This is a genomic window from Caenimonas sedimenti, assembly GCF_007833165.1.
In the GTDB taxonomy this organism is placed as follows: Bacteria; Pseudomonadota; Gammaproteobacteria; order Burkholderiales; family Burkholderiaceae_C; genus Ramlibacter; species Ramlibacter sedimenti.
This window is the reverse complement of the sequence record NZ_VOBQ01000019.1, coordinates 131,743-146,409: the sequence shown is the minus strand read 5'-3', so window position 1 is coordinate 146,409 and position 14,667 is coordinate 131,743. Positions and strand designations below refer to the sequence as shown.

Genomic DNA, 14,667 nt, shown 5'->3' with positions numbered 1-14,667 from the left:
TGGTCTTCAAGGTTGAACGAGTAGAACAGCCGATCCTGCGCTCCGCCTTGGCTTCCCATCATCGTCAGCACCCCCGCATTTGGTTCGCGCAAATCTAGGCGGCACCGGAGAGTTTTTCAACAGAATCGGCCGAGAACAGACCAAGGCGCCTGAACCTTACATGGGCCGATTGGCCTGCGACAGCACGACGGCCGCCACCCCGGTGACGACCTTGGCCATGCGCCCATAGTCCAGCCGCTCCCAGGTGTCCGCGCGCGTGTGATACGCCTTGTTCCGGTAGAACGCCGTATCGGTCACCATCATCCCCACGAAGCCCTCGCGCGCGTAGTTCAGGTGATCGGAGAAGTCGATGCCGGTGACGAAGCCGGGCGCATTGATCGAGTGCACCGGCAAATCCGTCGCACCCTTCATCGCCGCCTTGGCCCGGCGCGCCACTGCACCGTCCTCGTAGAAGCCGACCAGTGCGATGAAGTTGCCGGTGGTGGGGTAGATGGCTTCCATCAGCCGAGCCGGATGGTCCTGGCTGCCGGGTGCGTCGGAGAAGTAGCCGATGCATTCCAGCGACAGCATCAGCGAGACGCGTTTGTCATTCGCTCGCAGCCCCGCGGCATGGATGGCGCTGCCCATGTGCGGCGTGCGGAAGAAGGGCGGCTCCTCGTTGGTGTACGCCACCAGTTCCACCCGCTTCGTCAACGGCTGCGTCCGCAGCAGCCTTGCGAGTTCGATCAGGCCCGCGACGCCACTGGCGTTGTCGTCCGCACCTGGCAGTTCGCCGAACACGTCGTAGTGCGCGCCGACCACGACGACCTCCGGCGTGTCAGGGCCGAGCCGGACGACGAGGTTGCGGTACGTCTGGCCGCGCGCGTCGAAGCGCTGGCTGACGACCTGCAAGCCGGCTTCGGTCAGCCGCTTTTCGATGTAGCTGGCGGCTCCGTCCAGCACTTCGGGCCGGTTGACGCTGCGCGAGTCGAAGCGGGTGGACAGTTCGCGCACGTCGCGCTGCAGCTGCGTGGCATCTGCCCGTGGTGTGGCCGGGTGCGCGACTCCGTCCGTCCACGGCTGAGCGACCCGCCACACCAGATAGGCGGCCGGCACCACAGCCAGCAGCGTGATGACCACCAGCGCGATGCCGACGCTGCGCCAGCGGAACCTGGCGCTCACGCCGACAACGCCTGCATCTCGCGATACAGATCGGCCTTGCCTTCGAACCCGATGCCCGGCAGGTCCGGCATCGTTACGTAGCTGTTCTCCACCTTCACGCCGTCGGGGAACCCGCCGAACGGCTGGAACAGGTCAGGGTAGGACTCGTTGCCGCCCAGGCCCAGCCCGGCGGCGATGTTCAGTGACATCTGGTGCCCGCCGTGCGGGATGCAGCGGCTGGCGGACCAGCCGTGTTCCTTCAGCATGTCCAGCGTGCGCAGGTACTCGACCAGGCCATAGCTCAGCGCGCAGTCGAACTGCAGCCAGTCGCGGTCGGGCCGCATGCCGCCGTGGCGGATCAGGTTGCGCGCATCCTGCATGGAGAACAGGTTTTCGCCGGTCGCCATGGGGTTCTTGTAGTAGTTGCGCAGCGTGGCCTGCAGTTCGTAGTCGAGCGGATCGCCAGCCTCCTCGTACCAGAACAGGTTGTAGGGCGCCATCGCCTTGGCATAGGCGATGGCGGTGTCCAGGTCGAAGCGGCCGTTGGCGTCCACGCACAGGCGCTGGCCGTCCTGCAGGATGGAGAGCACGGAGTCGATGCGCCGCAGGTCGTCGTCGAGCGAAGCGCCGCCGATCTTCATCTTCACCACGCTGTAGCCGCGGTCCAGGTAGCTGCGCATCTCGTCCTTCAGTTGCGCGTCGTCCTTGCCCGGGTAGTAGTAACCGCCGGCCGCGTACACGAACACCTTGCGGTTCGGCTGGCCCTTGCCGTAGCGGTCGGCCAGCAGCTGGAACAGCGGCACGCCGGCGATCTTGGCGACCGCGTCCCACACCGCCATGTCGATGGTGCCGATGGCGACCGAGCGCTCGCCGTGGCCGCCCGGCTTCTCGTTCTTGAACAGGGTGGCCCAGATCTTGTGCGGGTCCAGATTGTTGCCGCTCTCGTCCAGCAGCGATTCGGGCGCGGCTTCGGCGATGCGCGGCAGGAAGCGCTCGCGCATCAACTGGCCTTGGCCATAGCGGCCGTTCGAGTTGAAGCCGTAGCCGACCACCGGCTTGCCATCGCGGACCACGTCGGTGATCACGGCCACCAGGCTCAGCGTCATCTTGCTGAAGTCGATGTAGGCGTTGCGGATGGGCGAGCTGATGGGCAGCGTCTTCTCGCGGATTTCGACGATCTTCACGGGCGGTCTCCAGGGGACGATCCACTGTACTGGATCGCCCGGCCGCGCTTCGGCTAGCATGCGCCCGTGCTTCCATCCAGCCAGCTCGACCCCTTGTCCGACGTGCTGCGCAGCGTGCGGCTGCGGGGCTCGGTGTTCTTCCACGTGAGCTGCCGCGACCAGTGGGCGGCTTTCGCGCCGCCGTCGAGCATGGTGGCGCCGGCGGTCATGCCCGGCGCCGAGCACGTCATCGAATACCACCTGTTCGCCAAAGGCGAGGGCTGGGTGAAGCTGGACGGAGAGCCGCCGCTCAGGTTGCGCCAGGGTGACATCGTGATGCTGCCCCATGGTGATGCGCACACGATCTCGAGCGAACCGGGCCTCGCCCCGGCGGAAGAGGGCGATTGGCTGTTCCGCATGCGGGACGCGCCGAAGCCCATCCCCATCACCTACCGCGGCACCATGTTCGAGCCGGGTTCGCGGCTGCCGGCCGGGGATGCCAGCACCGTCATCGTGTGCGGCTTCATCGCCTGCGACCTGCGGCCGTTCAACCCGCTGATCGCGGCCCTGCCGCGGCTTCTGCACCTGCCGGCCGAGGGCGTCGGCGCCTGGGTGGCGCCGATGCTGGAGCACGCGGTGTCCGAGTCCGGCGACCGGCGGGCCGGCACGGCGGCTTTGCTGGAGCGGGTCAGCGAGATGGTGTTCGTCGACGGCGCGCGGCGCTACCTGGACACGCTTCCGCAGGAAGCCCAGGGGTGGCTCGGCGCGCTGCGCGACCGCCAGGTGGGGCGCGCGATCGCGCTGATGCACGCGGACCCGAGCGCGGCCTGGACGTTGGAGAACCTCGGTCAGCGCGTGAACCTGTCTCGGTCGGCGCTGCACGAGCGCTTCGTCGCACTCACCGGACTGGCGCCGATGCAGTACCTGGCCAACTGGCGGATGCAGTGCGGCGCCCGGCTGCTGCGCGAAGGGGGGTCCAGTGTCGCGGCCGTCGCGCTCGACGTCGGTTACGAATCGGAGGCGTCGTTCGCGCGCGCCTTCAAGCGCGCCACCGGGCTGCCGCCGGCGGCCTGGCGGCGCGCGCAGCTGCAGCCGGCCGCGCAGGCCACCGCCTGACCGTGGACTACGCCCTCCTGCTCGCGTTCGGCCTGTTCGCCGGCACGCTGGGTGGCATCGTCGGCACCGGCTCGTCCCTCGTGATGATGCCGGTGCTGGTCGTGATGTTCGGCCCGCGCCAGGCGATCCCCATCATGGCCGTCGCCGCCATCCTGGGCAACCTGGGGCGGGTGCTGGCCTGGTGGCGCGACATCGACTGGCGCGCCTGCGGCGCCTACTGTTCCACCGCGATCCCCGGCGCGATGCTGGGCGCGCGGCTGCTGCTGGAGATTGCGCCGGGCGTGGCCGAGACCGCGCTGGGCCTGTTCTTCCTGTCATTGATCCCCGCGCGCCGCTGGCTGGCGCGGCGCGAGTTCCGCATCACGACGACGCACCTGATGTTGTTGGGCGGGCCGCTGGGCCTACTGACCGGTGTCGTCGCTTCCACCGGCCCGCTCACGGTGCCGCTCTTCACCTTCTACGGTCTGGAACGCGGGGCCTTCCTGGGCACGGAAGCCGCCAGTTCCATCGGCATGTACGTGGCCAAGGTGGCGACGTTCCAGCTCTTCGGCGCCTTGACGCCGGAGGTGGTGGTGCAGGGCGTCATCGTGGGTTCGACCCTGATGGCGGGTTCGTTCGTGGGCCGCTTCGTGGTGTTGAAGCTTTCGGCGGCGGCGTATCGCTCGCTCATCGACAGCTTGATGCTGGTCTCGGGACTTTCGCTGCTATGGGCCGCCGTTCGGTAGAGCCATGACGATCGACCTCAGCCGGCGGAACTATTGGGATGGCGCCGCGGCTTCCAAGGTGTTCACGCATCCGCTGGACATCGCGTTGCTGGCGCGGAATGTGGCGCCCGATGCGCTGGTGGTCGACTACGGCTGTGGCCAAGGCCGCCTGTGCGCCGAGCTGCGGAATGCGGGCTACGACAACGTCATTGGCCTGGATTTCTCCCCCGCGATGATCGCGCGGGCGCGGGAGGCGCACCCCGGAATCCGGTTCGAAGTGATCGGCGAAGCCGGCCCCACGCTGCCTGATGGCACGGTCGACTGCGTGCTCTTGTTCGCCGTCCTGACCTGCATCCCGGACGACACGTCGCAACGCGCACTGTCCGTCCAATTGCACCGGCTGCTGAAGCCCGACGGCATCCTCTATCTCAGCGACTATCCGTTGCAGGTCGATACCAGGAATGCCGACCGCTACGCGAAGCACGCGGCCGCAGGGGAGCCGTTTGGGGTCTTCATGACCGAGGATGGCGCGCGTGTAAGGCATCACACGCCCGAGTGGCTGGCCGGGCTGTTCGGCGCGTTCGAAAGGACGGAGAGCCGCAAGATGGAAGTGGTGACCATGAACGGCCATCGCTCTGACGGCTTTCAATGGATCCTCAAGCGTCCTCGCCCTTGAATCGGCTCAAGCGTTTGAAAATGAGCGGCGCGATCAGCGCTATGACGGCAAGCGCCAGCAGCGTGGCGGATCCACCGTGCTTGAAGAACACCCAGGGATCGCCGAGGCTGATCTGCAGCGCCCGGCGGAACTGGCTTTCCGCCATCGGCCCAAGGATCAACCCGACGATCATCGGTGCCAACGGGTAGTCCCAGCAGCGCATCAGGTAGCCGCAGATGCCGAACGCGACGAGCATGCCGAGTTCGAACGTGGACGGATTGGCCGCAAGCGTGCCCATGGCCGCGAACACCAGGATGCCGGCGTACAGGTAAGGCTGCGGCACTTCCAGCAGCTTGACCCACAGGCCCACCAGCGGCAGGTTCAGCACCAGCAGCATCAGGTTGCCGATGAAGAAACTCGCTATCAGGCCCCAGACCAGGTCGGTGTTGGTGATGAACAGCAGCGGACCGGGCACGAGGCCATACTGCTGGAACCCCGCCAACAGCATCGCCGCGGTGGCGGAGGTGGGCAGTCCAAGTGCCAGCAAGGGCACCAGCGTGCCGGTGGCGGCAGCGTTGTTGGCGGCCTCCGGTCCGGCCACGCCCTCGATGGCGCCTTCGCCGAACTGGTTGGGCTGCTTCGCGAGCTTGCGTTCGATGGTGTACGACAGCAACGTCGGCACTTCCGCGCCGCCCGCCGGTAGCGCGCCGATGGGGAAGCCGAGCGCCACACCGCGCAGCCAGGGCTTCCAGCTGCGCCGCCAGTCGTCCCATGTCATCCACAGCGAGCCGCGCACCGCTTCCATCGTCTCCGCAATGCCGCGGTAGCGCGACGCGGTATAGAGCGCTTCGCCCATCGCGAAGAGGCCGACGGCCAAGGTCGTGATCGAGACGCCGTCCATCAAGGATGGGACGCCGTACGCCAGCCGCGACTGCCCGGTGAGCTTGTCGATGCCGACCAGACCGAGGACCAGCCCCAGCGCGAGGCTGGTCAGCCCGCGCAGTACCGAGGTTCCGAAAGTGGCCGACACTGTCACGAATGCCAGCACCATCAACCCGAAGTAGTCCCAGGGCCCGAAGGCCACCGCAAGTTCCACGATGGTCGGAGCCAACACGGCCAGCAAGATGGTCGCGATCGTTCCGGCGACAAAGGAGCCGATGGCCGCCGTGGCCAGCGCCGGGCCGCCTCGGCCGGCCTTGGCCATCTTGTGGCCTTCGATCGCGGTGGCGATGGAGGCCGCTTCACCCGGCGTGTTGAGCAGGATGGCGGTCGTCGAACTGCCGTACATCCCGCCGAAGTAGATGCCGGCGAACATGATGATGGACCCGGTCGGGTCGAGTTTGAACGTGACGGGCAGCAGCAGGGCAACGGTGAGCGATGGGCTGATGCCGGGCAGGATGCCGACCAGCGTGCCGAGCAGAACGCCGATACCGGCGAACATGAGGTTGGTGGGCTGGACCGCGACGGAAAGCCCGTGCAGCAGCGATTGGAAGACTTCCATGGGGTGACGCGTTCAGCCGAACAGCCGCTCAAGCGGACCGGCAGGCAGGGCGAGCGAAAGCGCCTTGGTGAAAAAGAGGTAGACGAGGATGGCGAGCGTCGCGCCGATGGCCACCGACTTGGGGCCGACACGCTCGCCGAATCCACGCGCCGTCAGCGCGAAGAGCCACAGTGAACTGAAGATGAAACCGGCGCCCACTTCCAGCAGGAGGATTTGCCCCACGAGAGCAGCGAGGACGATCGCCAGCGACGCGCGGTTGCCATGATCGACAGCTTGGGAGTGCCTCACCTTGCGCGCCCGCCACGCGCCGATGAAGTGGCAGAGCCCTAGGATTGCGACAATGGCGCCGACGAGCTTGAGCGCCGCCGAAGGGCCGACGCCAACGGCTGGCGAGACCGGCAGGTTCCGGATGTCGAACCACAGCGCGGCGGCGGTCAGCAGCAGTGCGACACCGATGCCGCACTGCGTTTGCCAACGCGGCCCGGCGGGTGCGCCGGGCTCGCTCACTTCACCAGGCCAACAGACGTGAGAACATCCTTGACGCGGACCTGGTCGGCCTTCAGGAAGGCGGCGTAGCCGTCGGCATCGAGGTAGGCGTCGTCCCAGCCGCGGGCCTTCAGCACCTTGTTCCAGTCTTCGGACTTGACGGCCTTGGTCACTGCTGCGGCCAGAGCGGTCTTCTGTGCAGCGGTGATGCCGGGCGGCGCGACGATGCCGCGCCAGTTGAGCAGTTCGACGTCCATGCCTTGTTCCTTCAGCGTGGGCACGTCAATGCCGGCCATGCGCTTGCCGCCAGAGATCGCCAGCGCGCGCAGCTTGCCGGCCTTGATCTGGCTTTCGAATTCGTTGTAGCCCGAGATCCCCGCCGTCACGCGGCCGCCGAGCATTTCCGCCAGCGCTTCACCGCCGCCCGAGAACGGCACGTAGTTCAGCTTGGTGGCATCGCCGCCCGCCGCCTTGGCGACCAGGCCCGCCAGGATGTGGTCGGCACCGCCGGCCGAGCCGCCAGCCCACACCACCTTGGACGTGTCGGCCTTGAGCGCCGCCGCGAGATCCCTGGTCGTCTTGTGCGGCGAGTTGGCCGGCACCACGATCACCAGCTGGTCGGCCGTGAGGCGCGCGATCGGCGTCACGGATTCGAGCGTCACCGGCGACTTGTTCGTGAGCACCGCCCCCACCATGGTGATGCCCATCACCATCATCTGGTTGCCGTCGCCCTTGGCGCCGTTCACGAACTGGGCCAGGCCCACGGTCCCTCCGGCGCCGGGCACGTTGACGACCTGCACGCTCTTGGCTGCACCGGTTGAGGTCATCACCTGTTGCAGCGAACGCGCGGCACCGTCCCAGCCGCCGCCGGCACCGGCCGGTGCCGTGATCTTCAATTCGAGCGGAGCTTGGGCCGCGACAGGCGCGACGAAGGCGACGGCCAGCAGCGTGGCGAGGGCGCCGCGGCGGGAAAAGAGCGTCGGTTGCATATTCATCCTTCAGGTTGGGCGGCCGCCAAAATGGCCTCAGCGTTTACGTGCATTGCATTTTGCATTTGAAATATGCAAACTAGCGTCATGGAAAACACTTATGCCGGGTGCATGAGCCAATTCGAGTACCAGGGCAAGACCTTTCGTTCTATTGATCTGCCGCAGTTCGCCGGCGCCCGGCTCGTGGCAATGCCGTGGGTCCATCGCCTGCTACTCGAAAACGTCCTGCGCTGCGCGGCTGCATCCGAAACACCTGGTGCTGCTCGCGCCTTGCTGGACTGGCTTCAGACGGGATCCAGCGAATTGGAGATTCCATTCCAGCCGAGCCGGGTGCTGATGCACGACACCACCAGCACGCCGGCGCTGGTGGACATCGCCGCCATGCGCGACGAACTCGCGGAAGCGGGCGTGGATCCGTCGGTCCTGCGCCCCCGGCTTCCGGTGGACGTGTCGGTGGATCACTCGCTGGCCGTGGAAGCGTTCGCGCAACCCGGCGCTGTCGAGGCCAACATGCAGCACGAGATCCGGCGCAATGCCGAACGTTATCGCTTCCTGCGCTGGGCGTCGAAGGCGCTGCCGGGCGTGCGCATCCATCCGCCTGGCACGGGGATCATGCACACGATCAACCTGGAGCAGCTGGCCACTGTAGTCAGCATCGAGCAGCGCGACGGCGTGGATTGGGTCGTGCCGGACACGATGATCGGCACCGACAGCCACACGCCCATGATCAACGGCATCGGCGTGCTGGGCTGGGGTGTCGGCGGCCTGGAAGCGCAGACTGTGATGTTCGGCATGCCGACCATGCTGCAAGTGCCGGACGTCGTGGGTGTGCGCCTCACGGGGCAACTGCAGCCCGGGGTGCTCGCGACCGACCTCGCGCTGGTGGTCACGCACCGCTTGCGGGAGCTTGATGTGACCGGCGACTTCGTGGAGTTCTACGGGCCCGGCGTCAGCACCTTGACGGCGGGAGACCGCAGTGTCGTCGCCAACATGGCGCCCGAGTACGGGGCCACCACGGGCTTCTTCCCGGTCGACGACCAGACGTTGCGCTACTTGCGTGACACGGGCCGCAAGGAAGAGGCGGTCGGGCTGGTGGAGGCCTATTGCCGGCACAACGGCCTGTGGTTCGACCCGCAGGCGCAGCCCCGGTACACCCGCACGCTGGTCATCGACCTGGCCGCCGTCGGCATGCATGTCGCGGGGCCGAGGCGGCCGCAGGACCTGCACAGCTACACCGAGATGCCGCAGGTGCTGGCGGCCGAAAAATTCCAGCATCCGGTGGCCAGCGCCACGCTGCCGCGGCATCCGGTGGCGGTCGCGGCGATCACCAGCTGCACCAACACGTCCGACCCCGCGCTGCTGGTGGCCGCGGGCCTGGTGGCCAGGAAGGCACGAGCCCGGGGCCTGAAGCGCCCGGACTGGGTCAAGACCTCGCTCGCTCCAGGATCCCCGGCTGCGGTGTCGTACCTGGAGCGTGCCGGACTGATGGCGGATCTGGAGGCCGTTGGCTTTGGCGTCGTGGGCTTTGGCTGCACCACGTGCATCGGCAACACCGGGCCATTGACGCAGCAAGTCCGGTCGGCGCAGGAACAGGGCGCGGCCAAGGGCGTCGCCATCCTCTCGGGCAACCGCAACTTTCCGGGGCGCGTGCATCCGGAACTGGAGCTCAGCTTCATCATGTCGCCGCCGCTGGTGGTGGCCTTCGGGCTCGCCGGCGATGCCGACCGTGACCTGAGCCGCGAGCCGGTGCAGGTCGATGCGGATGGGCGACCGGTGTATTTGCGCGAGCTCTGGCCGACGCCCGCCGAGGTCCAGGCGCATCTCGCGCATTCACGCGATCCCCTTGACTTCCAGCGCGACTTCGCGCGCGCCAGCCTCAACCCGTTGTGGTTGGGGTTGAAGGCGCCGTCCACGCCGCAATTCCCGTGGGACCCACAATCGACAGCGCTGCGCAGGCCGCCCTTCGCTTCCTTGAAGGAAGGCTCGGTTCTCGGCAGCTACGACGCCTATCCGCTGCTGGTGCTGGGTGACGACATCACCACAGACCACATTTCGCCCGCCAGCGCAATTCCCCGCGACAGCTTTGTGGCCGACTTCCTGGTGGAGCGCGGCGAGCAGCGTGACGACTTGAATGTCTTCGCCTCCCGCCGCGGCAACTGGGAAGTGATGGTGCGCGCGGTCTTCTACAACCGCTCCCTGCGCAACCTGCTCGCGCCTGAAGCTCCGGTCGGGCACACGCTGCACGTCCCCAGCGGTGAGATGCTCCCCATCTGGGAGGCCGCCCAGCGCTACCGGGACGAGCATCGGCCGGTGGTGGTGGTGGCCGGCGAACGGTACGGAATGGGCTCGTCACGCGATTGGGCCGCCAAGGGCCAGCGGCTGCTGGGCATCCGCGCCGTGCTGGCGGTGAGTTTCGAGCGCATTCACCGCTCGAATCTCATCGGCATGGGCGTGTTGCCCTTGTTGCTTCCGCAGGGCCTGACGCCGCAATCGTTGAATCTGCGGCCGGGGGACCAGCTGCACGTGGATGCGCCGGCGGATTGCATTGCGCCTGGTGCCGAGGTCCCGGCGGCGATTGTTCGTGCCGATGGGTCACGTATGCCGTTCAATGCCCGCGCCGCTGTCGAAACCCAGCTCGAAGCAAATCTTTTGCGGGAGGGCGGCGTCCTGCCGGCCATCCTGCGGCAGACTATCGGGGCATCATGAGCCTGGTTCCCGCCCTGCCGTCCCAGATCGTCGAGCTGGTCCGGTCCGAAGAATTGCCCGTCGGTTCGCATTTGCCGGCGCAATGGTTGGCGGACCGGCTGCGCGTCTCCCGATCGCCGGTGAACGAAGCACTCGAACTCCTGCAGACACAGGGAATCGTGCGGCGTGAGCCCAATCGCGGCTACTTCCTGGCGACGCAGGAAGCCGCGTCGGTCCCAGCAGGCTTCGCGGTCGATTCGAATGGGGCGCCGCGGGACTCGGTGGCGGAGACCTACTTCCGCATCGCCGAAGACCGCTTGCGCGGTGACCTGCCGGACCAGTTCACCGAATCCATGCTGAAGCGTCGCTACGGCCTCACAGCGGCCCAGTTGCAGGCGGTGCTCACGCGGATCGGCGACGAGGGCTGGGCCCGCAAGAAGCCCGGCTATGGCTGGGAGTTCTCGAACATGCTGACCACACCCGAGAGCCTGCTGCAGTCGTATCGCCTGCGCGTTGCGATCGAGCCTGCCGCGCTGCTGGAGCCGGCATATCGGCTGGACAAGCAGGTGATCGCGCGCTGCCGTGCCGCGGAACATCATCTGTTGAACGGCGGGATCGACACCGACACAGCCGACCAGCTGCACGATCGCGGCGTGCGCTTTCACGAATCGCTGATCGAGGGCTCGGGCAACCCGTTCTTCATCGACACCATGCGCCGCGTCAATCGCGTGCGCCGCCTGCTTTCCTACCGGTCCATGCGCGACCGCTCACGCTACCGGGAGCATTGCGATCAGCATCTGATGTTGCTGGACCTGCTGGAGCGCGAGCGCAACGAGGAAGCGGCCGAAGTCATGCGGGAGCACCTGGGCAGCACCTTGCGCAACCTCGCCCGTATTCGAGACATCCTCCAGCAACCCGAGCAGAAAGCATGAGCGTTCCATCCTCCATCGTCCAGGCCTTCGCGCCCACCGGCCGGCTGCGCGCCTCCATCAACACCGGCAATCCGATCCTTGCTTCCCCAGGGCCAGAGCCGGGCTCGGCCCATGGCGTGTCGGTGGACCTCGCCCGTGGATTCGCTGAACGGCTCGGTGTCCCGCTGGAACTCGTGGTGTTCGACGCGGCCGGCAAGTCGGTGGATGCGGTCACCCAGGAGCAGGCGGACATCGGCTTCTTCGCCATCGATCCCAAGCGCGGTGAGGGGATCCGCTTCACCGCCGCCTACGTGCTGATCGAAGGTTGTTATGCGGTGCGCAACGACTCTCCTCTGACTGAAACGGAACAGGTGGATCGGCCCGGCAACCGCGTGGTGGTGGGCCAGGGCAGCGCCTACGACCTGTTCCTCACGCGCGAGCTGAAGCAGGCCACCATCGAGCGCGCGCCCACTTCTCCGGCGGTGATGGAGCACTTCCTGCAACACGGCTGCGAAGTGGCGGCTGGCGTCAAGCAACAGCTGGAGGCCGAAGTGCAACGCGCCGGAGGCCTTCGCATGCTGCCCGGCCGCTTCATGGTCATCCAGCAGGCCATGGGTTGCCCGCGCGGCCGCGGCGAGGAAGCCGCAAGCTTCCTGTCGGCCTACGTCGAAGAGATGAAGGCGAGCGGGTTCGTGGCGCAGGCCCTGCAGCGGCACGGCATCCAGGGCGCGGCCGTCGCTCCGGCCGCTTAGCTCCTACTCGAGCACCGCCCGCAACTGCCGAGTCGTCGCGGCCAGCCGCCGCGTGCCGATCTGCGCCAGGTTCGACATGAACACCAGCGCGTCGGCCGGATGTTCCGCGGCCCACGCATCGAACACCGGCCGCCGCAGCCCCATCAACACCGCTGGGGCGGCTTCACTGCCGGCGCAGGCCGTGCGCGGCTGCCCGGCCAGGAAGGCCATCTCGCCGAAGGCCATGCCGTAGCCCACCGTCGCCAGGCGCATGCCATCGGCCGGCGGCCACGTGGTGGAGAGCGTGATGCGCCCGGCCTGCACGATCCACATCTCGTCGCCGGCCTCCCCGGACGCGAACACCTGCTCGCCGGCGCCGACGTTGCGCCAGTCGAGCACCGCTTCGAGCGAGAGTCGAGCCTCTGGTGACATCCCATGGGCCAGCTCGCCCAGCGCATCGTCCGCACCGTGCGGGGGAACGTCCTGCGGTGTGCTCTGGGCCAGGATCGCGTCCTCCGCCCATTCGAGCGCGCGGTCCAGGTCCGCGGCCTGGTGCACCGTTGCGGGCATGGCGGCGGCCGCGCGCGGATCGAGGCCGCAGACCACCACCTGCACGCCGTGCGCTTCGCGGTCACGGGCCAAGGCAGCCAGTCGCACCAGCGCGGTGGCGTCCCACGCGGGCACGCGGGACGCTTCGATGATGGCCCAGCGATGGCGCGGCTGCAGCAGGCCGTTGACCTGTTCGGCGAGGTGCGCCGCCACGCCGAAGGAGACGACGCCCTGCAGTTCGAACACGGCCACCTGGTTCATGCGCGGCGCGATCCAGGCTTCCGACGCGGCGCGGCGCAGGCGCCGCGAGCGCCGCTCGCCGTCGAGCAGGGCGCGCCGCAACACCGTGCTGGCCGAGGCATGCAGCAGCACGAACGTCGCCACCACCAGCCCGGCCACCAGCGCGCCGACGCCGCCGGCCACCGCGAAGACCAAGGCCACCAGCCAACTCTGGCTCCACGTCGCCGCCGCCGCCTTGGCATAGGCGCGCGACCACATCACCTGCGGCACCTGCATGTACCCGGAGAGCAGCAGGCCGCCGGCCAGGCAAGCCATCGGAACCCAGGGCAGCCACAGGTGGCCGGTGGCGGCCACCAGGACGAGGAGGATCGCATGCGCGGGCGCGACCACGCCCGATGGCCCGGCTTGCGCCAGCGCCGCCCGCGAGCGTGATGCGCTGGTCGACGCCGGGATCAGGCCGCACAGGCCGCACGCCGCGCCGATCAGGCTCTCGCGCCGCAGCGCCTGGTTGGGCTCGGCGTGCAGGCCGTGCTCCAGCTCGAGCTCCTGGTTGAACACCACGACGTCGAGGCTGTTCACGATGGCCATCAGCATCGCCAGCGAGACGAGCTTCGCGCCCAGGCCTTGCATCACCGGTACCCAGGGCACGCCGGTCCAGTCCGGGATGGGCGGCCACGCGAAGGATGCGGCCGTCATGGCCGGCTCGAACAGCGGCAGCAGCCCGGTGACACCGACCAGCAGCGCCACGCCACCCACGGCCGGCAGCAACCCCGGCCAACGCGGCCAGCGATGCTGCACGGCCCGCGCGACGGCCACCACGGCCAATGCCAGCAGCAGATGCCGCAAGGTGCGCGCATCGAGTGCGAGAAAGCCGGCGCCGAAGCCCGCCGACATCTGGCCGAGCACCATCGCCAGGCCAACGCCCGCGGCGAACCCGTGTGTCACGGAGATCGGCAGGAACCGCGCGAGCGACGCCAGCCGCAACAGCCCGAACAACCACTGGAAGGTGAAGCCGAGTGCCACCGTGGCGCCGCAGACCGCCAGCACCTGGGTCGGCGTCAGCCGCATGCTGGCGGCGGAACCGGCGACGGTGGCGACGACCGCCGCGAACAGCAGGGCCACCACGGTCGTGGGCGCGTAGATCACGCCGCGGCGCGGCGCGAGCAGCGTGAGCAGGGCCCCGGGCAGCGCCGCCGACCAGAGCGCCAGCGCGGCCACCGGCACGTCGCCGGCCAGCGGGGCGAAGGCGATCAGGCCCAGGCCCAACGCGTGGGGCACGGTGATGGATGCGGCCGAAACCGCGGCCGTCAAGCCATGCGAGCGGCGTACCGAAGCGAGCTGGTCGGCCAGGCCGACGAAGGTGCCGTTCATCATGGTGCCGCCGCGCTCCGCCGGCGCGAACTCTCGAGGTCGCGCAGCAATTGATGGCTGGCGGCATCGTCCCGCACCCATTGCCCTTCGCGGCGGTAGGTGCAGGCGGCCACGCGCTTCCCGTTCTCGAGCTCGCCAGCGAACTTGTAGGAGACGACGAAGTAGGTGGCATACGCGCCGAGCGCCGAGAAGTCCACGCCGCTCACTTTCACGTCTCGCGGAACGATGGGCCGCAGCCGCTGCAGGCAATCGTCCTCCAGCCGCGCCTGGGACATCCCGCCTTGTGCGGCGGTGGATGCGGCCAGGAGCAGGAGTGGCAGGCAGTGGATGGCGTGGCGGCTTCCCATGGGAGCATTTTCACCTTTCGGGCGCGTGCGACACCCGGGTCTTCTCTGTTTGACAACGGCGGGCGTTGCGCAAGACTGC

Annotated in this window: 13 protein-coding genes; 6 read left to right on the top strand and 7 right to left on the bottom strand. The window is 68.1% G+C overall.

The window, feature by feature from the left end:
* Window positions 1–156: 156 nt before the first annotated feature.
* Window positions 157–1,161 (bottom strand): M28 family peptidase, encoded by a 1,005-nt coding sequence (locus tag FN976_RS23155; RefSeq protein WP_222432872.1) that lies wholly within the window; start codon window positions 1,159–1,161, stop codon window positions 157–159.
* The gene (locus tag FN976_RS23150) at window positions 1,158–2,324 is read right to left on the bottom strand and encodes a mandelate racemase/muconate lactonizing enzyme family protein (protein WP_145895446.1); all 1,167 of its coding nucleotides are present in this window, start codon (window positions 2,322–2,324) and stop codon (window positions 1,158–1,160) included. Before FN976_RS23150 ends, FN976_RS23155 begins: the two co-directional genes overlap by 4 nt.
* Window positions 2,325–2,390: 66 nt before the next feature.
* On the opposite strand from FN976_RS23150, the gene FN976_RS23145 reads away from it, so the two are divergent.
* From FN976_RS23145 to FN976_RS23135, 3 genes are read left to right on the top strand one after another with little or no spacing between them, the layout of a single operon-like run.
* The gene (locus FN976_RS23145) at window positions 2,391–3,419 is read left to right on the top strand and encodes an AraC family transcriptional regulator (RefSeq protein ID WP_145895445.1); all 1,029 of its coding nucleotides are present in this window, start codon (window positions 2,391–2,393) and stop codon (window positions 3,417–3,419) included.
* 2 nt (window positions 3,420–3,421) lie between these two features.
* Window positions 3,422–4,144, top strand: a complete 723-nt coding sequence (locus FN976_RS23140; RefSeq protein WP_145895444.1) for a sulfite exporter TauE/SafE family protein — start codon at window positions 3,422–3,424, stop codon at window positions 4,142–4,144.
* A 4-nt stretch (window positions 4,145–4,148) separates the two neighbouring features.
* A complete protein-coding gene (locus FN976_RS23135; protein ID WP_145895443.1) occupies window positions 4,149–4,799 on the top strand; it encodes a class I SAM-dependent methyltransferase in 651 nt (216 codons plus the stop codon).
* Here the strand turns inward: FN976_RS23135 and FN976_RS23130 are convergent.
* From FN976_RS23130 to FN976_RS23120, 3 genes are read right to left on the bottom strand one after another with little or no spacing between them, the layout of a single operon-like run.
* Window positions 4,780–6,279: a tripartite tricarboxylate transporter permease gene (locus FN976_RS23130; protein ID WP_145895442.1), complete on the bottom strand. Its 1,500-nt coding sequence runs from the start codon at window positions 6,277–6,279 to the stop codon at window positions 4,780–4,782. The two genes, FN976_RS23135 and FN976_RS23130, sit on opposite strands and share 20 nt — an antisense overlap.
* A 12-nt stretch (window positions 6,280–6,291) precedes the next feature.
* A complete protein-coding gene (locus tag FN976_RS23125; RefSeq protein WP_186511118.1) occupies window positions 6,292–6,786 on the bottom strand; it encodes a tripartite tricarboxylate transporter TctB family protein in 495 nt (164 codons plus the stop codon).
* A complete protein-coding gene (locus FN976_RS23120) occupies window positions 6,783–7,760 on the bottom strand; it encodes a tripartite tricarboxylate transporter substrate binding protein (protein WP_255440756.1) in 978 nt (325 codons plus the stop codon). Before FN976_RS23120 ends, FN976_RS23125 begins: the two co-directional genes overlap by 4 nt.
* 81 nt (window positions 7,761–7,841) lie before the next feature.
* Here FN976_RS23120 and acnA point away from each other — a divergent pair, with 81 nt between their 5' ends.
* The 3 genes from acnA to FN976_RS23105 are packed head-to-tail and all read left to right on the top strand — an operon-like array spanning window position 7,842 to window position 12,102.
* Entirely contained in the window at window positions 7,842–10,460 is a 2,619-nt protein-coding gene (acnA, locus tag FN976_RS23115) for an aconitate hydratase AcnA (RefSeq protein WP_145895439.1), read from the top strand.
* Window positions 10,457–11,371 (top strand): GntR family transcriptional regulator, encoded by a 915-nt coding sequence (locus FN976_RS23110; RefSeq protein WP_145895438.1) that lies wholly within the window; start codon window positions 10,457–10,459, stop codon window positions 11,369–11,371. The genes acnA and FN976_RS23110 overlap by 4 nt, the downstream gene beginning before the upstream one ends.
* Window positions 11,368–12,102: an ABC transporter substrate-binding protein gene (locus FN976_RS23105; protein ID WP_145895437.1), complete on the top strand. Its 735-nt coding sequence runs from the start codon at window positions 11,368–11,370 to the stop codon at window positions 12,100–12,102. Before FN976_RS23110 ends, FN976_RS23105 begins: the two co-directional genes overlap by 4 nt.
* Window positions 12,103–12,105: 3 nt before the next feature.
* On the opposite strand, the gene FN976_RS23100 is transcribed toward FN976_RS23105, so the two are convergent.
* Window positions 12,106–14,244, bottom strand: coding sequence for a SulP family inorganic anion transporter (locus FN976_RS23100; RefSeq protein WP_145895436.1), 2,139 nt, complete (start codon window positions 14,242–14,244; stop codon window positions 12,106–12,108).
* Window positions 14,241–14,588 carry a hypothetical protein gene (locus FN976_RS23095; protein WP_145895435.1) on the bottom strand — a complete coding sequence of 116 codons (348 nt, stop codon included), beginning with the start codon at window positions 14,586–14,588 and terminating at the stop codon, window positions 14,241–14,243. The genes FN976_RS23100 and FN976_RS23095 overlap by 4 nt, the downstream gene beginning before the upstream one ends.
* Between the last annotated feature and the right edge of the window lie 79 nt (window positions 14,589–14,667).